Below are 17297 nucleotides of genomic sequence, written 5' to 3'. Positions count from 1 at the left end.
GGCCGACGAACGCCCTGCCGCACACCCCCTCCCGAGTGAACGCCCCCGCCACCGCCGTACCAGGGGGCTCCGCCCCCTGAACCCCCAAAACCTCCGCCCACCCACCACCCGTCTCGGTCGATAGGGAGGTGAGGTCGAAGGGAAGGGGACGACTCGGTCGGTGGAGAAGCGAGGGCGAAGGGAAGGCAACGACGACTCGGGCGATGAAGAGGCGAGGGCGAGGGGGAGGGGGCGACTCGGGCGAGGGAGCGGCGAGGGCGGGAGGGAAGGGAAGCGGCTTGGGCGGTGGAGAAGCGAGGTCGAGAGGGAAGGGAAGTGGCTCGTGCGGTGAAGAAGCGAGGTCTCCGGCCGGGACGTGGCCCGGGCGGCGGAGAGGCCTGGCGCTTGGTTGCGCCAGGCCTCCTGGGTGGGGCTGCCGGTTACGCCTCCGGGCCGGATTCCGTCATGCCGTGTACCGCCGGGACCGTGCCCAGGCGGCCCTTCTGGAAGTCCTCGAAGGCCTGCATGAGCTCGTCCTTGGTGTTCATGACGAACGGGCCGTAGTGGGCCATCGGCTCACGGATCGGCTGTCCGCCGAGCAGCACGACCTCCAGGTCCGGCGTGTGCGAGTCCTGCTTCTCGTCCGCGCGGACGGTGAGGGAGGAGCCGCTGCCGAAGACGGCGGTCTGGCCGAGGTGGATCGGGCGGCGCTCGGCGCCCACCGAGCCCTTGCCGGCCAGCACGTAGGCGAGGCCGTTGAAGTCCTCGCGCCAGGGCAGCGTGACCTCGGCGCCCGGGGCGACGGTCGCGTGGATCATCGTGATCGGGGTGTGCGTGATGCCGGGGCCGGCGTGGCCGTCCAGCTCGCCCGCGATGACGCGCAGCAGCGCACCGCCGTCGGCGGTCGTCAGCAGCTGCACCTGGCCGCCGCGGATGTCCTGGTACCTCGGCGCCATCATCTTGTCCTTGGCCGGGAGGTTCACCCACAGCTGGAGGCCGTGGAAGAGACCGCCGGACACGACGAGGGACTCCGGCGGGGCCTCGATGTGGAGGAGACCGGAGCCGGCCGTCATCCACTGGGTGTCGCCGTTGGTGATGGTGCCACCGCCGCCGTTGCTGTCCTGGTGGTCGAAGATGCCGTCGATGATGTAGGTGACGGTCTCGAAGCCGCGGTGCGGGTGCCAGGGGGTGCCCTTGGGCTCGCCCGGCGCGTACTCCACCTCACCCATCTGGTCCATCATGATGAACGGGTCGAGGTGGCGGTAGTTGATCCCCGCGAACGCCCGGCGCACCGGGAAACCCTCACCCTCGAAACCGCTCGGCGCGGTCGTGACGGCGAGCACGGGACGGGACACGGCGTCGGCCGATGCGGTCACCCGGGGCAGGGTCAGCGGGTTCTCGACGGTCACTGCAGGCATGTTGGCTCCTCCTTGTGCGCCCAGTTTAGTTGAGCGTTGAACTTTCTGCCACCCCTAACGGAGAAGGCCCGGAGGACATTCCCTCCGGGCCCGTCATCCCCCGATCGGTGGATCAGTCGTGGATCAGTCGTGGGTCAGTTGCTGAAGTAGAGGTACTTCCACGCGCCGTACGTCGTGGAGTTCACGGTGTCGCCGGACGAGCCGTTGACGTACACCGACCGCACCCGCGCCCGGATCCCGGACTCGCCCGGCGCCCCGAGCTGCACGGCCGACTTTCCGTTCGAGGCGACCGGGAAGTACTCGGAGTCCGCCGAGTGCCACGAGCCCTGGTAGTAGACCTGCAGGTCGAAGCGCTGCGCGCGGCCCGGGTAGTAGGTCATCGTCGTGGTGATGACCGGGTCGGTGTTCTTGTGGAACCAGTAGTACGACGTCGAACCGATCTTCGCCGTCCGGTAGTGCTTGGAGACCGCGGTGGAGATCTTGACCCGCGCGTACGCCGTGGCCTTCACGGTCTTCGGCGCGTAGCGGGCGTCGCCGTCGAAGACCGCGGAGACGGCCGTGTCGCGGGTCATGTCCACCCAGGCGGCGATGTTCCCGTGGGAGTCCACCTTGCCGGTCTTGATCAGCTTCTTGCCCTTGTCACCGCCGAAGGGGTCCGCGTAGATCCTGACCGAGCGGTTCTTGTACGTCGTCCCCAGGTGCGCGGTGAACTTCACGTCGGCGCCGTAGTTGTACAGCTTGCCGTTGTTGTTCAGGCTCAGGCTCGTCCCCGCGCGGGAGACCGTGACCTTGTCGGAGGCGGTGGCCGTGGTGTGGTCGGCGTCGCCCGCGAAGGCCACCTTGTAGGTGACCGTGCCGCCGGCCGGCGGGGTGTCGGTGAAGGAGTACGTGCCGTCCGTCTTGACCGTGACGGCGGCGAGCTGCTTGCCGTTCGGGCTCTCCAGGTCGGTACGGGTGACGGCCAGCCGGGTGCCCGCCGCGAACGGGACAGTGGCCGTGATCCTTCCGGTCACCGTGAGCTTCTTGGCGCGGGGCGCGGACGCCGGCGCGTTGACGGTGAGGGTCGGGACGCTGTGCGTGGGGTCGGTGAGCACCCTGAGCTGGTAGCCGGCGGACGAGGACACCAGGGCGAAGAGCCGGGAGGAGTCCGGGGCCCAGGCGGCGTCGGCCGTGTACCCGGCGTAGGTGCGCACCGCAACGGTCGTGTTCGGCCGGTAGACCGCCAGCTGCTCCTCCCCGAACTGGGCGACCAGGCCGTTCGGGGCGATGTCGGCGCCCCGCCCGGAGGGGTAGGCGCCGGCGGGGCTGAACCTGCCGTCCGCGTAGGAGTGCCGTTCGGTGCCGTCCACCAGGACCTGTGCGGCTCCCGGGACGAGGTCGACGTCGTTGACGTAGTTCAGGGAGTAGCTGCCGTCGTGCCACGCGGTCAGCCGCGGTGCGGCACCGGAGACGTCGAGGACGGCCATCAGGTCCTTGGACGAGTCGTTGAAGTCGGTCGTGGCGACGGCCAGCAGCCCGGGCGCGGTCGGGTCGGTGTCGAGATGGGCCGCACTGCCGACCACCTGATGGTCCTGGTCCTGCGGGAAGAGGCCGAGCGTCATCGGATCGGCGCCGGTCGCCGGGTCCACCGCCGGGTCGATCGAGCCCAGGTTCCCCTTCGCCTGGTCGTCCTCGTAGGTGAACCAGACCTTCCCGGCGGAGACCGCGACATACAGCGGCCCGATGCCCGTGGCCACGGGGTAGCGGGCCTTGACGTCCAGAGTGGCCGCGTCGAGGGCGACGATCTCGTGGCTGACCCGTGCGGTCGCGTACAGGGTGGCGCCGTCGTCGGACAGCGCCAGGTCGAAGATGCCGTCGATACCGCTCACCGAGTCGACGCGGTTGCCGTTGTAGTCGGCGGCCACGATGCTGTCGTCCGTGTCGTTGCCGACGAACACCCGCCCCAGGGCGGCGTCCACGACGATGCCCGCGGGGGAACCGACGCTGACGGGGACCGCCGACGCCGAACCGGCCGCCGCGACACTCAGCGCGACAGAGCTGAAAAGGACCGCGAGCGCCGTCGCGGCCGAAGTGCTGCGCATACGCACAGTGCTGAAACCCCCCACAGGAATCCCGGTGGCACCGGGAGAACGAGAGCGCCGCGCGACGCCCGTACCCGGCCGTCGGGAGACCGACGGCACACGGGGCGCGGCTGCCGGGGGAAGCCTATGGCATGGCTGTGACAATCGGGGCGGAGTTTTCGGCGCAGCGACGCGGCCCCAGTGACTGCGGGGGCAGTGAACGTGGGGGCGGTGTCTAGCCGTACATCCGGCGCATCGCGAATTCCACCATCTGCTCGACCGCCTTGGCGTCGAACACCATCCGGTGCTCGCCCTCCATGTCCAGGACGAAGCCGTAGCCGGTCGGGAGGAGGTCGATGACCTCCGCGCCGGTGATCACGAAGTACTTGGACTCCTTGCCGGCGTACCGGCGCAGCTCCTTCAGCGAGGTGAACATGGGGATCACCGGCTGCTGGGTGTTGTGCAGGGCCAGGAACCCGGGGTTGTCACCGCGCGGGCAGTACACCTTGGACGTGGCGAAGACCTGCTGGAAGTCCTCGGCGGTCACCTGGCCCGTGGTGAAGGCGCGCACCGCGTCCGCGAGCGAGGGCGGGGACGGCTCGGGGTAGAGCGGCGGCTGCTGGCCGTACCCGCCGAGCCCGCCGGCCATCTGCTGCTGCGACGAGGCGTACTGCTGCTGAGCGGCCCCACCGTCCATGGGCTGGCCGTATCCATACATGCGCGCAAGCCTACCGAGACACGCGGTGTCTGCGGGAAGGTAGACCCTTCTCACACTTCACCCGATGGGGGTTGCGTCTTATTACCGACGGGTAGCATCATCGGAGCTACTCGTTGGTATGTGAAAGCTTGCGCGAGGATTCAGTGCCTCGCCGATCCGGATACGGAGCGTCACCATGGGGCACTACAAGTCCAACCTCCGCGACATCGAATTCAACCTGTTCGAAGTGCTCGGGCGCGACAAGCTGTACGGCACCGGCCCGTTCGCCGAGATGGACACCGACACCGCGAAGAGCGTCCTGGAGGAGCTGACCCGGCTCGCCGAGAACGAGCTGGCGGAGTCCTTCACCGACGCCGACCGCAACCCGCCGGTCTTCGACCCGGAGACCAACACCGCCCCGGTCCCGGCGTCCTTCAAGAAGAGCTACAAGGCCTTCATGGACTCCGAGTACTGGCGCCTGGGCCTGCCCGAGGAGATCGGCGGCACCACCGCCCCGCCGTCGCTGATCTGGTCGTACGCGGAGCTGGTCCTCGGCGCCAACCCGGCCGTGTGGATGTACTCCTCCGGCCCGGCGTTCGCCCGCATCCTCTTCGAGGAGGGCACCGAGGAGCAGAAGAAGTGGGCGCAGCTCGCCGTGGACCGGACCTGGGGTTCGACCATGGTGCTCACCGAGCCCGACGCGGGTTCGGACGTCGGCGCCGGCCGTACCAAGGCGGTCCAGCAGGAGGACGGCTCCTGGCACATCGAGGGCGTGAAACGCTTCATCACCTCCGGTGAGCACGACATGGAGGAGAACATCCTTCACTACGTGCTGGCGCGCCCGGAGGGTGCCGGTCCCGGCACCAAGGGCCTCTCCCTCTTCCTCGTGCCCAAGTACCTGTTCGACTTCGAGACCGGCGAGCTTGGCGAGCGCAACGGCGTCTACGCGACGAACGTCGAGCACAAGATGGGCCTCAAGGCCTCCAACACCTGCGAGATGACCTTCGGCGACCGCCACCCGGCCAAGGGCTGGCTGATCGGCGACAAGCACGAGGGCATCCGCCAGATGTTCCGGATCATCGAGTTCGCCCGGATGATGGTCGGCACGAAGGCCATCTCGACGCTGTCCACCGGCTACCTGAACGCCCTGGAGTACGCCAAGGAGCGCGTCCAGGGTCCGGACCTGGCGAACTTCCTGGACAAGACCGCGCCCAAGGTCACCATCACCCACCACCCCGACGTCCGCCGCTCGCTGATCACGCAGAAGGCGTACGCCGAGGGCATGCGCGCCCTCGTCCTCTACACCGCCTCCGTTCAGGACGCGATCGCGGTCAAGGAGGCGAACGGCGAGGACCCGAAGACCGAGCACGCGCTGAACGACCTGCTCCTGCCGATCGTCAAGGGCTACGGCTCCGAGAAGGGCTACGAGCAGCTCGCCCAGTCGCTGCAGACCTTCGGCGGCTCCGGCTTCCTGCAGGAGTACCCGATCGAGCAGTACATCCGCGACGCCAAGATCGACACCCTCTACGAGGGCACCACCGCGATCCAGGGCCAGGACTTCTTCTTCCGGAAGATCGTCCGCAACCAGGGCGCGGCGCTGAACTCCCTCGCCGAGGACATCAAGAAGTTCCTGGCGCTCGGCACCGGCGGCGAGGAGCTGGCGGGCGCCCGCGAGCACCTCGCGAAGGCGGCCGTCGAGCTGGAGGCGATCGTCGGCCTGATGCTGACCGACCTCGCGGCCACCGAGCAGGACGTCAAGAACATCTACAAGGTGGGCCTGAACACCACCCGCCTGCTGCTCGCCTCCGGTGACGTGATCGTCGGCTACCTGCTGCTCAAGGGTGCCGCGATCGCCGCCGAGAAGCTGGAGACCGCCTCGAACAAGGACAAGGCGTTCTACACCGGCAAGATCGCGGCGGCGAAGTTCTTCGCGGCCAACGTGCTGCCGGGCGTCACCCTGGCCCGCAAGGTCGCGGCCGACGTCGACCTCGACCTGATGGAGCTGGACGAAGCGGCCTTCTGACCGACCCGGGTTCCGCCACGGTGGCCCGCTCCCTCTCCGGGGAGCGGGCCACCGTACGTCGTTAAGGTGAAGTACATGAGCGCACCCTCCCGCTTCGATCGCGGCCACACCGACGACCTGATGGCCTTCCTCTCCGCCGGCCCCACGCCCTACCACGCCGTGGCGAACGCCGGCGAGCGGCTGGAGAAGGCCGGTTTCCGGCAGGTCAACGAGACGGACGCCTGGGACACCGAGACCTCAGGGGCTTCCGCCGCGGGTACCGGCGGCAGGTACCTGCTGCGCGGCGGCGCCATCATCGCCTGGTACGTCCCGGAGGGCGCCGCACCCCACACGCCGTTCCGGATCGTCGGCGCCCACACCGACTCCCCGAACCTGCGGGTGAAGCCCCGCCCGGACACCGGGGGGCACGGCTTCCGCCAGGTCGCCGTGGAGATCTACGGCGGACCGCTCATGAACTCCTGGCTCGACCGGGACCTGGGTCTGGCGGGCCGGCTCAGCCTGCGCGACGGCTCCACCCGCCTCGTCGACGTGAACCGGCCGCTGCTGCGGGTGCCGCAGCTCGCCATCCACCTGGACCGTTCGGTCAGCAGCGAGGGCCTCAAGCTCGACAAGCAGCGCCATCTGCAGCCGATCTGGGGCCTCGGCGACGATGTCCGCGACGGCGACCTGATCGCCTTCCTGGAGCAGGAGTCGGGCCTGCCGGCCGGCTCGGTGACCGGCTGGGACCTGATGACCTACGCCGTCGAACCGCCCGCCTACCTGGGTCGCGACCAGGAGCTGCTGGCCGGGCCCCGGATGGACAACCTGCTGTCCGTGCACGCCGGTACCGCGGCCCTGGCGGCCGTGGCGGCGGGCGGCGCGGAGCTGCCGTACATCCCCGTCCTCGCCGCCTTCGACCACGAGGAGACCGGCTCCCAGTCGGACACCGGCGCGGACGGGCCGCTGCTCGGGAGCGTGCTGGAGCGCTCGGTGCTGGCGCGCGGCGGGTCGTACGAGGACCGGGCGAGAGCCTTCGCGGGCACCGTCTGTCTCTCCTCCGACATGGGCCACGCCGTCCACCCCAACTACGCCGAGCGCCACGACCCGACGCACCACCCCCGCGCCAACGGCGGCCCGATCCTCAAGGTCAACGTCAACAACCGCTACGCGACGGACGGTTCGGGCCGCGCGGTGTTCGCCGCCGCCTGCGAGAAGGCCGGGGTGCCCTTCCAGACCTTCGTCTCCAACAACTCCATGCCCTGCGGCACCACGATCGGCCCGATCACCGCGGCCCGCCACGGCATCCGGACCGTCGACATCGGCGCGGCCATCCTCTCCATGCACAGCGCCCGCGAACTGTGCGGCGCCGACGACCCGTTCCTGCTGGCGAACGCCCTGGTGGCGTTCCTGGAAGGCTAGTTCCGGAGGCTGGTCGGGGGGTGCTCGCCCCCGGCGGCGGGTACGGCGCGTAACGGACACAGCCGTACCCACAGGGTCATCACAGGCAACCGTGAGCAATCCGTTACAGCGTTCAACTACCGGAGTTGTACGGATTTCGTGAAGACTGTGGATCACTGACGGGTCCGGAACATCGAATTCCGGATCCACCGCGGTCTTCACGACAGGGGGTACGAGCCGTGCGCCGTCACGCCACGCGCCGTGCCCACGCCGCCCGCGAGGAGCCGGGCGACAGACCCAGACTCGCCGTGCTGATCCCGGCCCACAATGAGCAGGAACGTATCTCCGACGCGATCGACGGACTCTGGGAACAGACCCGGCGCCCCGACCTGATCGTCGTCGTCGCCGACAACTGCACCGACGACACGGCCGCCGTCGCCGCCGCCCACGGCGCCCAGGTCTTCCCCACCCAGGGCAACACCCACAAGAAGGCCGGCGCCCTCAACCAGGCCATCGCCTGGGTGCTGCCGCACCTGGACGACCGCGACCTGCTCCTCGTGCAGGACGCCGACACCGTCCTCAACCCCTGGTTCGTCGAGACCGCCCTCGCCACCTTCAACCGCAAGGTCGGCGCGGTCGGCGGAGTCTTCTACGGCGAGGACGGCGGCGGCTTCCTCGGCCTGCTGCAGCGCATGGAGTTCCACCGCTACGCCTGGGAGCTGGAGCGCACCGGCGGCCGGGCCCAGGTCCTCACCGGCACCGGCACGATGTTCCGCGCCCGGGTGCTGCGCGAGGTCCGCGCCGCCCGCCGCGCCGGCGAACTCGGCGGCGGCACCGGCTACTACAGCCTCGCCTCGCTCACCGAGGACGACGAGATGACCAAGGCTGTCAAGACCCTCGGCTACCGGGCCATGTCCCCGGCGGGCTGCGCGGTCACCACCGAGGTCATGCCCACCCTGCCCAAGCTGTGGCACCAGCGGCTGCGGTGGCAGCGCGGCGCGTTGGAGAACCTCCGCGACTACGGCTGGACCAAGGTCACCGCCCGCTACTTCATGCAGCAGTTCCTGATGGGGTTCGGCGCGCTGTCCTTCCTGATCTACCTGACCTACATGGCCGCGTACACCTCGCTGTACGGCTGGCCCGGTCTGTCGCCGTTCTGGACGGCGATCGGCCTCGTCTTCATCGTCGAGAAGACCGTCTCCGTACGGCGCGCGGGACCGAAGGCCGTCCTGGTCGCCGCCGTGATGATCCCGGAGATGCTCTACGACCTCTTCCAGCACGCCGTCTACTTCACCTCGCTGTGGGGGCTGGTACGCCGCAGCGAGGAGAAGTGGGTGGCGACATGAGCCCGTTCCCGGGCACCCTCACCGACCCCGCCCCCCACATGGCAACCCTCATAGGAGAAGCACGATGTACGGACGAGTGATCGGCGCGGGCACGGCGGGCGCGGGCGGTGCGACCCTGGCCGCCACCGGGCTGTGGATCAACAGCATGGCGATGGTGGTGGCGGCCACGACGCTGGTGGCGGCCGGGGTCGCGGTGTTCAAGCTGGTTCCGCGTAGGCGGTAGCCGGTCGTCGTTCGTCTGCGGGTGCGTGGGGGCTGGTCGCGCCCACGCGGCGGCAGCCGCACATCGACACAGCCCCGCGCCCCTTTCAGGGGCGCTGGTCCATCCCGGCGAGAATCAGCGGAAGCCGGTTCGCCCCACCCTCCGTGATCCGCACCGGCACCCCCCAGTCCTGCTGGTGCACATGGCAGGCCGGGTATTCTCCCCCAGTCTTCGACCGGGAGGTGCCCCCAGCCTCGTCGTCGTCGCAGGACGCGGCCATCGCCGAGACGTGCAGGACGCCCTCCTGGACCGCCGGGTTCAGGTCCAGCTCTCTCGACAGGTCGGTGTCGGCGCCCTCGCCCTTGAGCAGCAGCTCCGGCGGGGTCGACGACACCAGCAGGCGGGTGGACGGGCCGTAGCGGGTGTCCAGTTTCTGGCCCTGCGGGGCCTGGAAGATCACGTCCAGCCGGAGACGCCCCGGAGCCACCTCGGTCGCCGCCCGCCGGGTGCGGTGGGCGACCGACTCCACCCGGACCGCCTCCTCGGGGAGCCGCAGCCGGGTCAGCCGGTGCCGGGCCGACTCGACCACGACGATGTCGTCGCCGGCCAGCACCGCGTCGCTCGGCTCCCGCAGGTCCGTCGCCAGCGTGGTGACCTCGCCGGTCGCCGGGTCGTAGCGGCGCAGCGCGTGGTTGTAGGTGTCCGACACCGCGACCGAGCCGTCGGGCAGGGCCGTCACGCCCAGCGGGTGCTGGAGCAGGGCCTGGCCGGCCGCGCCGTCCCGGTGGCCGAAGTCGAAGAGGCCGGTGCCGACGGCCGTGTGGACCTCTCCGTCCAGGTCGACCCAGCGCAGGGCGCTCGTCTCCGAGTCGGCGAGCCAGAGGCGCTCCGCGGTGGCCGCGAGGCCGGACGGCTGCGCGAACCAGGCCTCGGCCGCCGGCCCGTCGACCAGTCCCTCGTTGGTGGTGCCGGCGGCCACGGCGACCGTCCCGGTCTCCGGGTCGTACGCCCACAGCTGGTGCACGCCGGCCATGGCGATCCACACCTTGCCGCCGAAGACGGCCACGTCCCAGGGGGAGGAGAGGTCGATCTCGTGGGCCGGGCCGGAGGTCGGGGAACCCTGCCACCACTGGCGGCCCGTGCCGGCGAGGGTGGTGACCTCGCCGGTGGCCGGGTCGAGGCGGCGCAGGGCGTGGTTGACGGTGTCGGCGACGGCCACCGAGCCGTCGCCGAGGAGGGCGAGGCCCTGCGGTTCGTTGAAGGCGGCGGTGTCCGCCGTACCGTCGGCGAAACCGCGGGTGCCGGAGCCGAGCCGCCGCACGACCGTCTCCGCGTCCGCGGCCAGCTCCACCAGCTGGTGCCGGGTGGTGTCGCTGACCAGGAAGTTCCCCGCGGGCAGCAGCAGGGCCTTGCCGGGGAAGCGCAGGGCGGTCGGCTCGGGCTCCGGCGCCACGTACGGGCCGTCGCCGCGCCGCAGGGTGCCTTTCGCCTCGTGCTCCGCCTCCAGCTCTTCGACCAGCCGCGCGATCGCGTGCGCGTGGCCCTCGCCGGCGTGCTGGGCGACGACGTACCCCTCGGGGTCGATGACGACCAGCGTCGGCCAGGCCCGGACCGCGTACTGCTTCCAGGTGGCGAGCTCCGGGTCGTCGAGCACCGGGTGCTCCACGCCGTAGCGCTCCACGGCGTCGACGACCGCCTGGTGCTCCGCCTCGTGCACGAACTTCGGCGAGTGCACCCCGATGATCACCACCGTGTCCCGGTGCCGCTCCTCCAGCTCACGCAGCTCGTCCAGGACGTGCAGGCAGTTCACGCAACAAAATGTCCAGAAATCAACAATTACGATACGCCCGCGGAGCTCCGCGAGACCGAGCTGCTTGTCACCTGTGTTGATCCAGCCGCCCTTGCCGATCAGCTCGGGGGCGCGGACACGTACGCGTTTTGCCATGGTTCAAGCCAACCACACGTGCGCCTGGCGCTATTCCTCACCGATGTCGACCGCCCAGACGGTCCGGAGTCGCTTTACGGGATCGAACCGACACCCTCGGCCAGGAGCCCTGGCAACCCGGACTCGCTCCACGGCCGCATGCAGGAGGGCCCGCCTCTGCCTGATGTCGCTGCTCTGCCAACGGGCTGCCAGGGCTGGGGAGGGCCGACCTCGGCAGTCCCCTTTCGGCTGAGCCGATCCAGTTTCCACACGATCAGTGTCCGCACCGCACCCGACGTGACCGCTTCCGTGGCCGCGTCAAAGCCCTTACGGAGAACGTCCTTGTACCCGGACCTGCCGCAGTCGACGTGCACCCGGCGAACCACCAGGCCATGCAGACCTGCCCAGGTCCGGGGTAATGAGCTCAGGACCTCCCTGTGGTCCGGAGCCCGAAGGCGGGCCCCGGACCCGTCGGTCCCGTCGTCAGCCCTGGCGGATCACGTCCGTGCCGGGGCCGCCGGAGAGCGTGTCCCGGCCGGGGCCGCCGTACAGCCTGTCGTTGCCGCTGTTGCCGTACAGCTTGTCGTTCCCGCTGTTGCCGTACAGGACGTCGTTGCCCTTGCCGCCGTAGAGCGTGTCGGCGCCGGTGCCGCCGGTGATGGTGTCCTTGCCGTCGTCGCCGGACAGGTACTGGGCTCCGGCTCCGCCGTGCAGCACGTCGTCGCCCTTGCCGCCCTGCACGATGTTGTCGCCGCCGCTCGCGTTGATCGTGTCCTTGCCGTCGCCGCCCCAGGCGAAACCCTCCTTGCCCACGGTGACGGTGTCGTTGCCCGTGTCACCGGAGACGTAGGCGCCGTCGAGGCGGCCGTAGTCGGCCGCCCGGTCGTTGCCGGGGCCCAGGGAGATCTGGGCGTAGTAGTAGATCTGATCGGTGGAGTTCTCGTACATGATCGCGTCGTTGCCGTCGCCGAGGTTCACGACGAGGGCGGCGTACGGGTCCTGGCTGTCGACGTTGGTGACCGTGCAGGAGACCGTCGTGTGGTCCGAACTGTCGGGGTAGACGCAGTCATGGCCCGCGGTGATGGACACGACGTCCTCGATCACGTAGGTGATGCCCGTGCGGTCCGCGGTGAGCGACGCGGTGACGACGGCTTTGTTGGTCTGCCCGGCGGCTGCCCGGTAGGTGAGCTGCCAGTCGTACTGGTTGACCGAGGCGGTGGCCGGCGCCGTGGCGGCGTCGGCGGTGCCGACCGTGGTGAGTGACGCGGCCATGGCCGCACCGAGAGCCAGCGTCATCGCCGGGAGGGCGCGTATGGCCCGGCGGCGGACGGGACGAGCGTGCATGGAAACCTCCGAGAGGAACGTGCGCGACTACGCGAACTACGCATCGTCGGACTCGGAGCCCCCCTCTTTGGTTGGGTTTGGTCGGGCGACTTCTGCACAAACACGGGGAGTTCAACTCCCGGACACCCATGGGGCCGATGGAATCCAGGGCCCGGTCAGGCGAGGACGTGACCGGTCGTCGCGTCCACGTGTCCGGGAACCTCGTCGTGCCGATCGCCCACCGTGAGGGTTCCGGTGGGCTCGAGGAGCAGGATCTCGGTGGGCACGCGCGCGTACGGCTTGTGTTCGGTACCGCGGGGCACCGTGAAGACGGAGCCCTTGGGGAGAACGACCGTCCGCTCGCCGGCCGGTTCCCTCAGGGCGATGTGCAGCTCGCCCTCCAGGACCAGGAAGAACTCGTCGGTGTGGTCGTGGACGTGCCAGAGGTGCTCGCCCTCGACCTTGGCGACGCGGACGTCGTAGTCGTTGACGGCGGTGACGATGCGCGGGCTCCACCGGTCCTCGAAGGAGGCGAGGGCGTCGGCGAGGGAGACGGGTTCACTGGTCATGGCGGTCATCCTCGGCCGTGGCCCGGCCTCGGCGTGAGTGCTAGAAATCGCATATGGCGCAAGGATCCTCTCAGTCGACCCACCGGGTGGCCGTGATCGTCGACGCGGGCACCAATCCGTTCGAGGTCGGGGTCGCCACCGAGCTGTTCGGGCTGCCCCGGCCCGAACTGGGGCTGCGCGTGCCGCCGTACGAGGTGACGGTGTGCGCGCCCACGCGCGAGGTGCGCATGAACCACGGCTTCTTCACCCTGAGCGGGGTGGCGGGGCTGGCGGCCGTGGACGAGGCCGACACGGTCGTCGTACCGGGGCGGCCGGACAACGTCGTACCGCGCGGTGCCGACGTCATCGGCGCGATCCGGCGCGCCCACGCGCGCGGGGTGCGGGTGGTGAGCTTCTGCACCGGGACCTTCGCGCTCGCCGAGGCCGGGCTGCTGGACGGTCGGCCCGCCACCACGCACTGGCGCTGGGCGGACGCGTTCCGGGAACTGCATCCCCGGGTGCTGCTCCGGCCCGACGTGCTCTTCGTCGACGACGGCGACCTGCTCACCGCCTCCGGCAGCGCGGCCGCGCTGGACCTGGGGCTGCACATCTGGCGGCAGGACCACGGTGCCGAGATCGCCAACGCGGTCTCCCGGCGGCTGGTGTTCGCCTCGCACCGGGACGGCGGGCAGCGGCAGTTCGTGGAGCGGCCGGTGCCCGAGGTGCCGGACGAGTCCCTGGGACCGCTCCTGGCCTGGGCCCAGGAGCGGCTGGGCCGGCCGCTGACGGTGGCGGACCTGGCCGCGCGGGCGGCCGTCTCCCCCGCGACCCTGCACCGCCGGTTCCGCGCCCAGCTGGGCACCACCCCGCTGGCCTGGCTGACCGGGGAGCGGGTCGCTCTCGCCTGCCGGCTGATCGAGCGCGGGGAGGAGCGGCTCGACGTCGTCGCGGCGCGCAGCGGACTCGGTACCGCGGCCAACCTGCGCGCACGGCTGCGGCGGGAGACCGGGCTCAGCCCGTCGGACTACCGGCGGCGTTTCGGGCCGGTGGCGCGGGAAGGGGTACGGACATGAGATTCCTGGTACGCGACCGGCTCCTCGGCTTCGGCGAGGACTACTGGATCGAGGACGAGCACGGCGACAAGGTGTTCCTCGTCGACGGCAAGGCCATGCGGGTGCGGGACACGTTCGAGCTGAAGGACCGGCACGGGCGCGTGCTCGTCGACATCCACCAGAAGATGTTCGCCCTGCGCGACACCATGGTGATCGAACGCGAGGGCGAACCTCTAGCGACCATCAGACGCAAGCGGCTCTCGCTCCTGCGCAACCACTACCGGGTCCACCTGGTCGACGGCACCGAACTCGACGTCAGCGGCAGGATCCTCGACCGGGAGTTCGCCGTCGAGTACGACGGCGAGCTGCTGGCGGTGGTCTCCCGGCGGTGGCTGCACGTACGGGAGACCTACGGCGTCGACGTCGTACGCGACGACGCGGACCCGGCGCTGCTGATCGCGGTGGCGGTGTGCGTGATCCACCTCGCCGACAAGGAGCGGGAGGCGGACTGGAGGGGGCTGGGGGGACTGGCGGGGACTAGTGGCTGTCCGGCCGCCGCTGGCGCCGGGGAGGTTCGAGGCCCAGCAGGCGGTCCTTGAGGGCCGGGAACTGTTCGCGGGTCGCGGCGACCTTGGCCGGGTCGAGGTCGACGGTGAGGATCTCCTCGCCGGCGCCCGCCTCGGCCAGCACCTCGCCCCACGGATCGACCACGATCGAGTGACCCGCCTGGGGAACCCCGGCGTGCGTCCCGGCCGTTCCACACGCGAGCACGAACGCCTGGTTCTCGACCGCCCGCGCCTGGGCCAGCAGCGTCCAGTGCGCGCGTCGCCGCTCGGGCCAGCCCGCCGAGAGCACCAGCGTCTCGGCGCCGGCGTCGACGAGTCCGCGGAAGAGTTCGGGGAAACGGAGGTCGTAGCAGGTGGCCACGCCCAGTGTGGTCTCGGGCAGCCGGACGGTCACCAGTTCCCGTCCCGCGCCCATCAGCACCGCCTCGCCCTTGTCGAAGCCGAAGCGGTGGATCTTGCGGTAGGCCGCGGCCAGCTCACCGGAGGGGGAGAAGACGAGAGCCGTGTTGTAGAGGGGGCCCTCGGGGTCCCGCTCGGGGATCGAGCCGGCGTGCAGCCAGACGCCCGCGTCGCTCGCCGCCTTCGCCATCGCCTCGTACGTCGGCCCTTCGAGCGGCTCGGCCTCCGTCGCGAACTCCTCGTAGGCGAACGCGCCGGTCGTCCACAGCTCGGGCAGTACGACGAGATCGGCATCGGCCTGCTCACGCACCAGTGCGGTCACGCGCCGCCGACGAGAATCGACCGATTCGCCCTCGTTTACGTCGATCTGGATGAGCGAGGCACGCACACTACCACCGTCCTGGCATTCGAGTCGTCCACACGGGCCTACGATCGTCACACGAAAGCACTGCCGGGGTGCCTCACAGCAGCGTAACTTAGCGTCTCAAGACACCCGCCGACAGCAGCCATCTCCCACTGGCAGCGCCGCCACCACCTGCCCGAGTACCGACCGCCGAGGGGTCCCGTTCCGTGAGTCTGCATCCCACCCTCCAGCCCTACGCCGACGCGTGGACCCACTCCATCGAAGCGATATCCGAGCTGGTGACGCCGCTTGTCGAGGGCGAGTGGAACCGGCGGACACCGTGCCCGGGCTGGTCGGTGCGGGACGTGGTCTCCCATGTCATCGGCATGGACAACGAGATGCTCGGCGACCCGCGCCCCATCCACACCCTGCCGCGCGACCTCTACCACGTCACCAACGAGAACCAGCGCTACACGGAGATGCAGGTCGACGTACGACGCCACCACACGGCGCCGGAGATGACCTCGGAGCTGGAGTACACGGTCATCCGCCGCAACCGCCAGCTGCGCAACGAGTCGCGGGAGCCGGGCCACCTCGTGCGCGGGCCGATGGGCAGGGAGATCCCCCTCGAAGAGGCCATGCGCAACCACGCGTTCAACGTGTGGGTGCACGAGCAGGACCTGCGGGCGGCGCTGGGCCGGCCGGGCAGCCTCGACTCGCCCGGCGCGCACGTCGCCCGGGACGTACTGCTCGGCGAGCTGCCCCGGGTGGTCGCCAACGACTCCGACGCGCCGCGCAGCTCGGCCGTCATCTTCGACGTGCACGGGCCGATCGAGTTCCTGCGCACGATCCGTATCGACATCCAGGGCCGCGGCACCCTGGAGACCACCCCCGCCCTCGGCCCCGCCGCCATCTTCACCCTCGACTGGGAGACCTACGTCCGCCTGGCCTGCGGCCGCACCACCCCGGAGGCGGTCGCGGACCGGGTGAAGGCGGAGGGCGACCAGGAACTGACGGCGGCGATCCTGCGCAACTTCGCGGTCACGCAGTAGGCGGCGGCAAGCGGCACGGGCACCGGTAATTCGGTGTCCTGCGCAGGCCGTCGACGCCTACGGTGCCCGGCATGACGACCGACACCGCAGCGCATGACGGCCTCCCGCCCCGCCTCACCCGGCTCGCCTTCCACGGTCCCCTCTCCGAGGCGCGCGCGGCCCGGCTGGTCCGCCGCCTCGCCGCCACGGACCCCGGCAGCGTGCTCGACATCGGCTGCGGCTGGGGCGAGTTGATGCTCCGGCTGCTGGATGCCGTGCCGCAGGCGCGTGGGGTCGGAGTGGACCTGAACGCGGAGGATCTGGAGCGGGGGCGGCGCGCCGCCGAGGCGCGGGGGCTGGCCGGCCGGGTGGAGTTCGCCGAGGAGTCCGCGGCCGGGACCGCCCGCGGCCCGGCCGACGTGGTGCTGTGCCTCGGCGCCGGTCACGCGCTGAGCGACGACTTCGCGACGGCCCTGCGGGAGCTGCGCCGGCTGGTGTCCGACGGCGGCCGGGTGCTGCTGGGCGAGGGCTACTGGCAGCGCATCCCGACGGACACCGAACTCGCCGGGATGTGGCCGGGCGCGTCGGCCGCCGACCACCACGACCTGGCGGGCCTGGTCGACCGGGCGGTGGAGGCGGGCTTCCGCCCGGAGTGGACCGAGACGACGAGCCTGGAGGAGTGGGAGGAGTTCGAGTCGGGCTACCAGGCGGACAAGGAGGTCTGGCTGGCCGCCAACCCACGGCACCCCCTGGCGCCGACGACCCGCGAGACCCTGGACAGCCACCGCGCAGCCTGGCTGACGTACCGAGGCATCCTCGGCTACGCCTACCTCACCCTCGTACCGACAACACGCTGACCGCCGCACCCGCACAGGCGGCCACCTGACTCACCAACACACACCACCGGCAGGCCGACCCGCCCGCACCACCAGCCGGCCGACCCACCCCGCCCGCACCACCAGCTGGCTGACCAGCTCGCGCCACCGGCCGGCCGACCGACTCGCACCAC

General features: G+C 70.6%; 15 protein-coding genes and 1 pseudogene. 8 read left to right on the top strand and 8 right to left on the bottom strand.

From position 1 onward, the window contains the following. Positions 1 to 419 precede the first annotated feature (419 nt). The 3 genes from ABZ887_RS10330 to ABZ887_RS10320 form a co-directional block, all read right to left on the bottom strand. A complete protein-coding gene (locus ABZ887_RS10330; protein ID WP_361285582.1) occupies positions 420 to 1397 on the bottom strand; it encodes a pirin family protein in 978 nt (325 codons plus the stop codon). Positions 1398 to 1531: 134 nt separating this feature from the next. Then, positions 1532 to 3478 carry an Ig-like domain repeat protein gene (locus tag ABZ887_RS10325; protein ID WP_361285579.1) on the bottom strand — a complete coding sequence of 649 codons (1947 nt, stop codon included), beginning with the start codon at positions 3476 to 3478 and terminating at the stop codon, positions 1532 to 1534. Between the two features lie 214 nt (positions 3479 to 3692). After that, positions 3693 to 4175, bottom strand: coding sequence for an SseB family protein (locus ABZ887_RS10320; RefSeq protein WP_217545867.1), 483 nt, complete (start codon positions 4173 to 4175; stop codon positions 3693 to 3695). Between the two features lie 175 nt (positions 4176 to 4350). Here ABZ887_RS10320 and ABZ887_RS10315 point away from each other — a divergent pair, with 175 nt between their 5' ends. From ABZ887_RS10315 to ABZ887_RS10300, 4 genes are all read left to right on the top strand, one after another. Beyond that, the gene (locus tag ABZ887_RS10315) at positions 4351 to 6177 is read left to right on the top strand and encodes an acyl-CoA dehydrogenase (RefSeq protein ID WP_361285576.1); all 1827 of its coding nucleotides are present in this window, start codon (positions 4351 to 4353) and stop codon (positions 6175 to 6177) included. A 75-nt stretch (positions 6178 to 6252) separates the two neighbouring features. Beyond that, complete coding sequence (locus ABZ887_RS10310; protein WP_361285573.1) at positions 6253 to 7575, top strand: M18 family aminopeptidase; 1323 nt, start codon at positions 6253 to 6255, stop codon at positions 7573 to 7575. A gap of 218 nt (positions 7576 to 7793) precedes the next feature. Then, positions 7794 to 8900: a glycosyltransferase family 2 protein gene (locus ABZ887_RS10305; protein ID WP_361285569.1), complete on the top strand. Its 1107-nt coding sequence runs from the start codon at positions 7794 to 7796 to the stop codon at positions 8898 to 8900. Positions 8901 to 8964: 64 nt separating this feature from the next. Continuing rightward, complete coding sequence (locus ABZ887_RS10300; RefSeq protein ID WP_294008171.1) at positions 8965 to 9123, top strand: hypothetical protein; 159 nt, start codon at positions 8965 to 8967, stop codon at positions 9121 to 9123. An 85-nt stretch (positions 9124 to 9208) separates the two neighbouring features. Here the strand turns inward: ABZ887_RS10300 and ABZ887_RS10295 are convergent, their stop codons facing one another. The 4 genes from ABZ887_RS10295 to ABZ887_RS10280 form a co-directional block, all read right to left on the bottom strand. Beyond that, positions 9209 to 11047: an NHL domain-containing thioredoxin family protein gene (locus tag ABZ887_RS10295; RefSeq protein WP_361285566.1), complete on the bottom strand. Its 1839-nt coding sequence runs from the start codon at positions 11045 to 11047 to the stop codon at positions 9209 to 9211. Between the two features lie 74 nt (positions 11048 to 11121). After that, positions 11122 to 11424 carry a recombinase family protein gene (locus tag ABZ887_RS10290; protein WP_361285801.1) on the bottom strand — a complete coding sequence of 101 codons (303 nt, stop codon included), beginning with the start codon at positions 11422 to 11424 and terminating at the stop codon, positions 11122 to 11124. 85 nt (positions 11425 to 11509) lie between these two features. Beyond that, positions 11510 to 12370: a calcium-binding protein gene (locus ABZ887_RS10285; protein WP_361285563.1), complete on the bottom strand. Its 861-nt coding sequence runs from the start codon at positions 12368 to 12370 to the stop codon at positions 11510 to 11512. A gap of 155 nt (positions 12371 to 12525) precedes the next feature. Beyond that, complete coding sequence (locus ABZ887_RS10280) at positions 12526 to 12918, bottom strand: cupin domain-containing protein (RefSeq protein WP_361285561.1); 393 nt, start codon at positions 12916 to 12918, stop codon at positions 12526 to 12528. 53 nt (positions 12919 to 12971) lie between these two features. On the opposite strand from ABZ887_RS10280, the gene ABZ887_RS10275 reads away from it, so the two are divergent. Beyond that, on the top strand, positions 12972 to 13970 hold the full coding sequence (locus ABZ887_RS10275; RefSeq protein WP_361285558.1) for a helix-turn-helix domain-containing protein: 999 nt from the start codon (positions 12972 to 12974) through the stop codon (positions 13968 to 13970). Further along, positions 13967 to 14458, top strand: a pseudogene (locus tag ABZ887_RS10270) (LURP-one-related family protein); the annotation flags it as partial. The gene ABZ887_RS10275 and the pseudogene ABZ887_RS10270, both read left to right, overlap by 4 nt. A 28-nt stretch (positions 14459 to 14486) precedes the next feature. On the opposite strand, the gene ABZ887_RS10265 reads toward ABZ887_RS10270, so the two are convergent. After that, complete coding sequence (locus ABZ887_RS10265) at positions 14487 to 15302, bottom strand: carbon-nitrogen family hydrolase (RefSeq protein WP_361285555.1); 816 nt, start codon at positions 15300 to 15302, stop codon at positions 14487 to 14489. 182 nt (positions 15303 to 15484) lie between these two features. Here ABZ887_RS10265 and ABZ887_RS10260 point away from each other — a divergent pair, with 182 nt between their 5' ends. Continuing rightward, positions 15485 to 16309, top strand: coding sequence for a maleylpyruvate isomerase family mycothiol-dependent enzyme (locus ABZ887_RS10260; protein WP_361285552.1), 825 nt, complete (start codon positions 15485 to 15487; stop codon positions 16307 to 16309). A 71-nt stretch (positions 16310 to 16380) separates the two neighbouring features. Further along, positions 16381 to 17145 (top strand): class I SAM-dependent methyltransferase, encoded by a 765-nt coding sequence (locus ABZ887_RS10255; RefSeq protein WP_361285549.1) that lies wholly within the window; start codon positions 16381 to 16383, stop codon positions 17143 to 17145. Positions 17146 to 17297: the final 152 nt, after the last annotated feature.

The organism is Streptomyces sp. NPDC047061 (assembly GCF_040643955.1).
Taxonomy (GTDB): domain Bacteria; phylum Actinomycetota; class Actinomycetes; order Streptomycetales; family Streptomycetaceae; genus Streptomyces.
This window is presented reverse-complemented; position numbering and strand designations above follow the sequence as displayed.

Coding starts and splice junctions, on each gene's coding strand:
- ABZ887_RS10315 (WP_361285576.1), top strand. CDS start 4,351: ATGGGGCACTACAAGTCCAACCTCCGCGACATCGAATTCAACCTGTTC.
- ABZ887_RS10300 (WP_294008171.1), top strand. CDS start 8,965: ATGTACGGACGAGTGATCGGCGCGGGCACGGCGGGCGCGGGCGGTGCG.
- ABZ887_RS10310 (WP_361285573.1), top strand. CDS start 6,253: ATGAGCGCACCCTCCCGCTTCGATCGCGGCCACACCGACGACCTGATG.
- ABZ887_RS10295 (WP_361285566.1), bottom strand. CDS start 11,047: ATGGCAAAACGCGTACGTGTCCGCGCCCCCGAGCTGATCGGCAAGGGC.
- ABZ887_RS10285 (WP_361285563.1), bottom strand. CDS start 12,370: ATGCACGCTCGTCCCGTCCGCCGCCGGGCCATACGCGCCCTCCCGGCG.
- ABZ887_RS10320 (WP_217545867.1), bottom strand. CDS start 4,175: ATGTATGGATACGGCCAGCCCATGGACGGTGGGGCCGCTCAGCAGCAG.
- ABZ887_RS10325 (WP_361285579.1), bottom strand. CDS start 3,478: ATGCGCAGCACTTCGGCCGCGACGGCGCTCGCGGTCCTTTTCAGCTCT.
- ABZ887_RS10275 (WP_361285558.1), top strand. CDS start 12,972: ATGGCGCAAGGATCCTCTCAGTCGACCCACCGGGTGGCCGTGATCGTC.
- ABZ887_RS10255 (WP_361285549.1), top strand. CDS start 16,381: ATGACGACCGACACCGCAGCGCATGACGGCCTCCCGCCCCGCCTCACC.
- ABZ887_RS10330 (WP_361285582.1), bottom strand. CDS start 1,397: ATGCCTGCAGTGACCGTCGAGAACCCGCTGACCCTGCCCCGGGTGACC.
- ABZ887_RS10280 (WP_361285561.1), bottom strand. CDS start 12,918: ATGACCAGTGAACCCGTCTCCCTCGCCGACGCCCTCGCCTCCTTCGAG.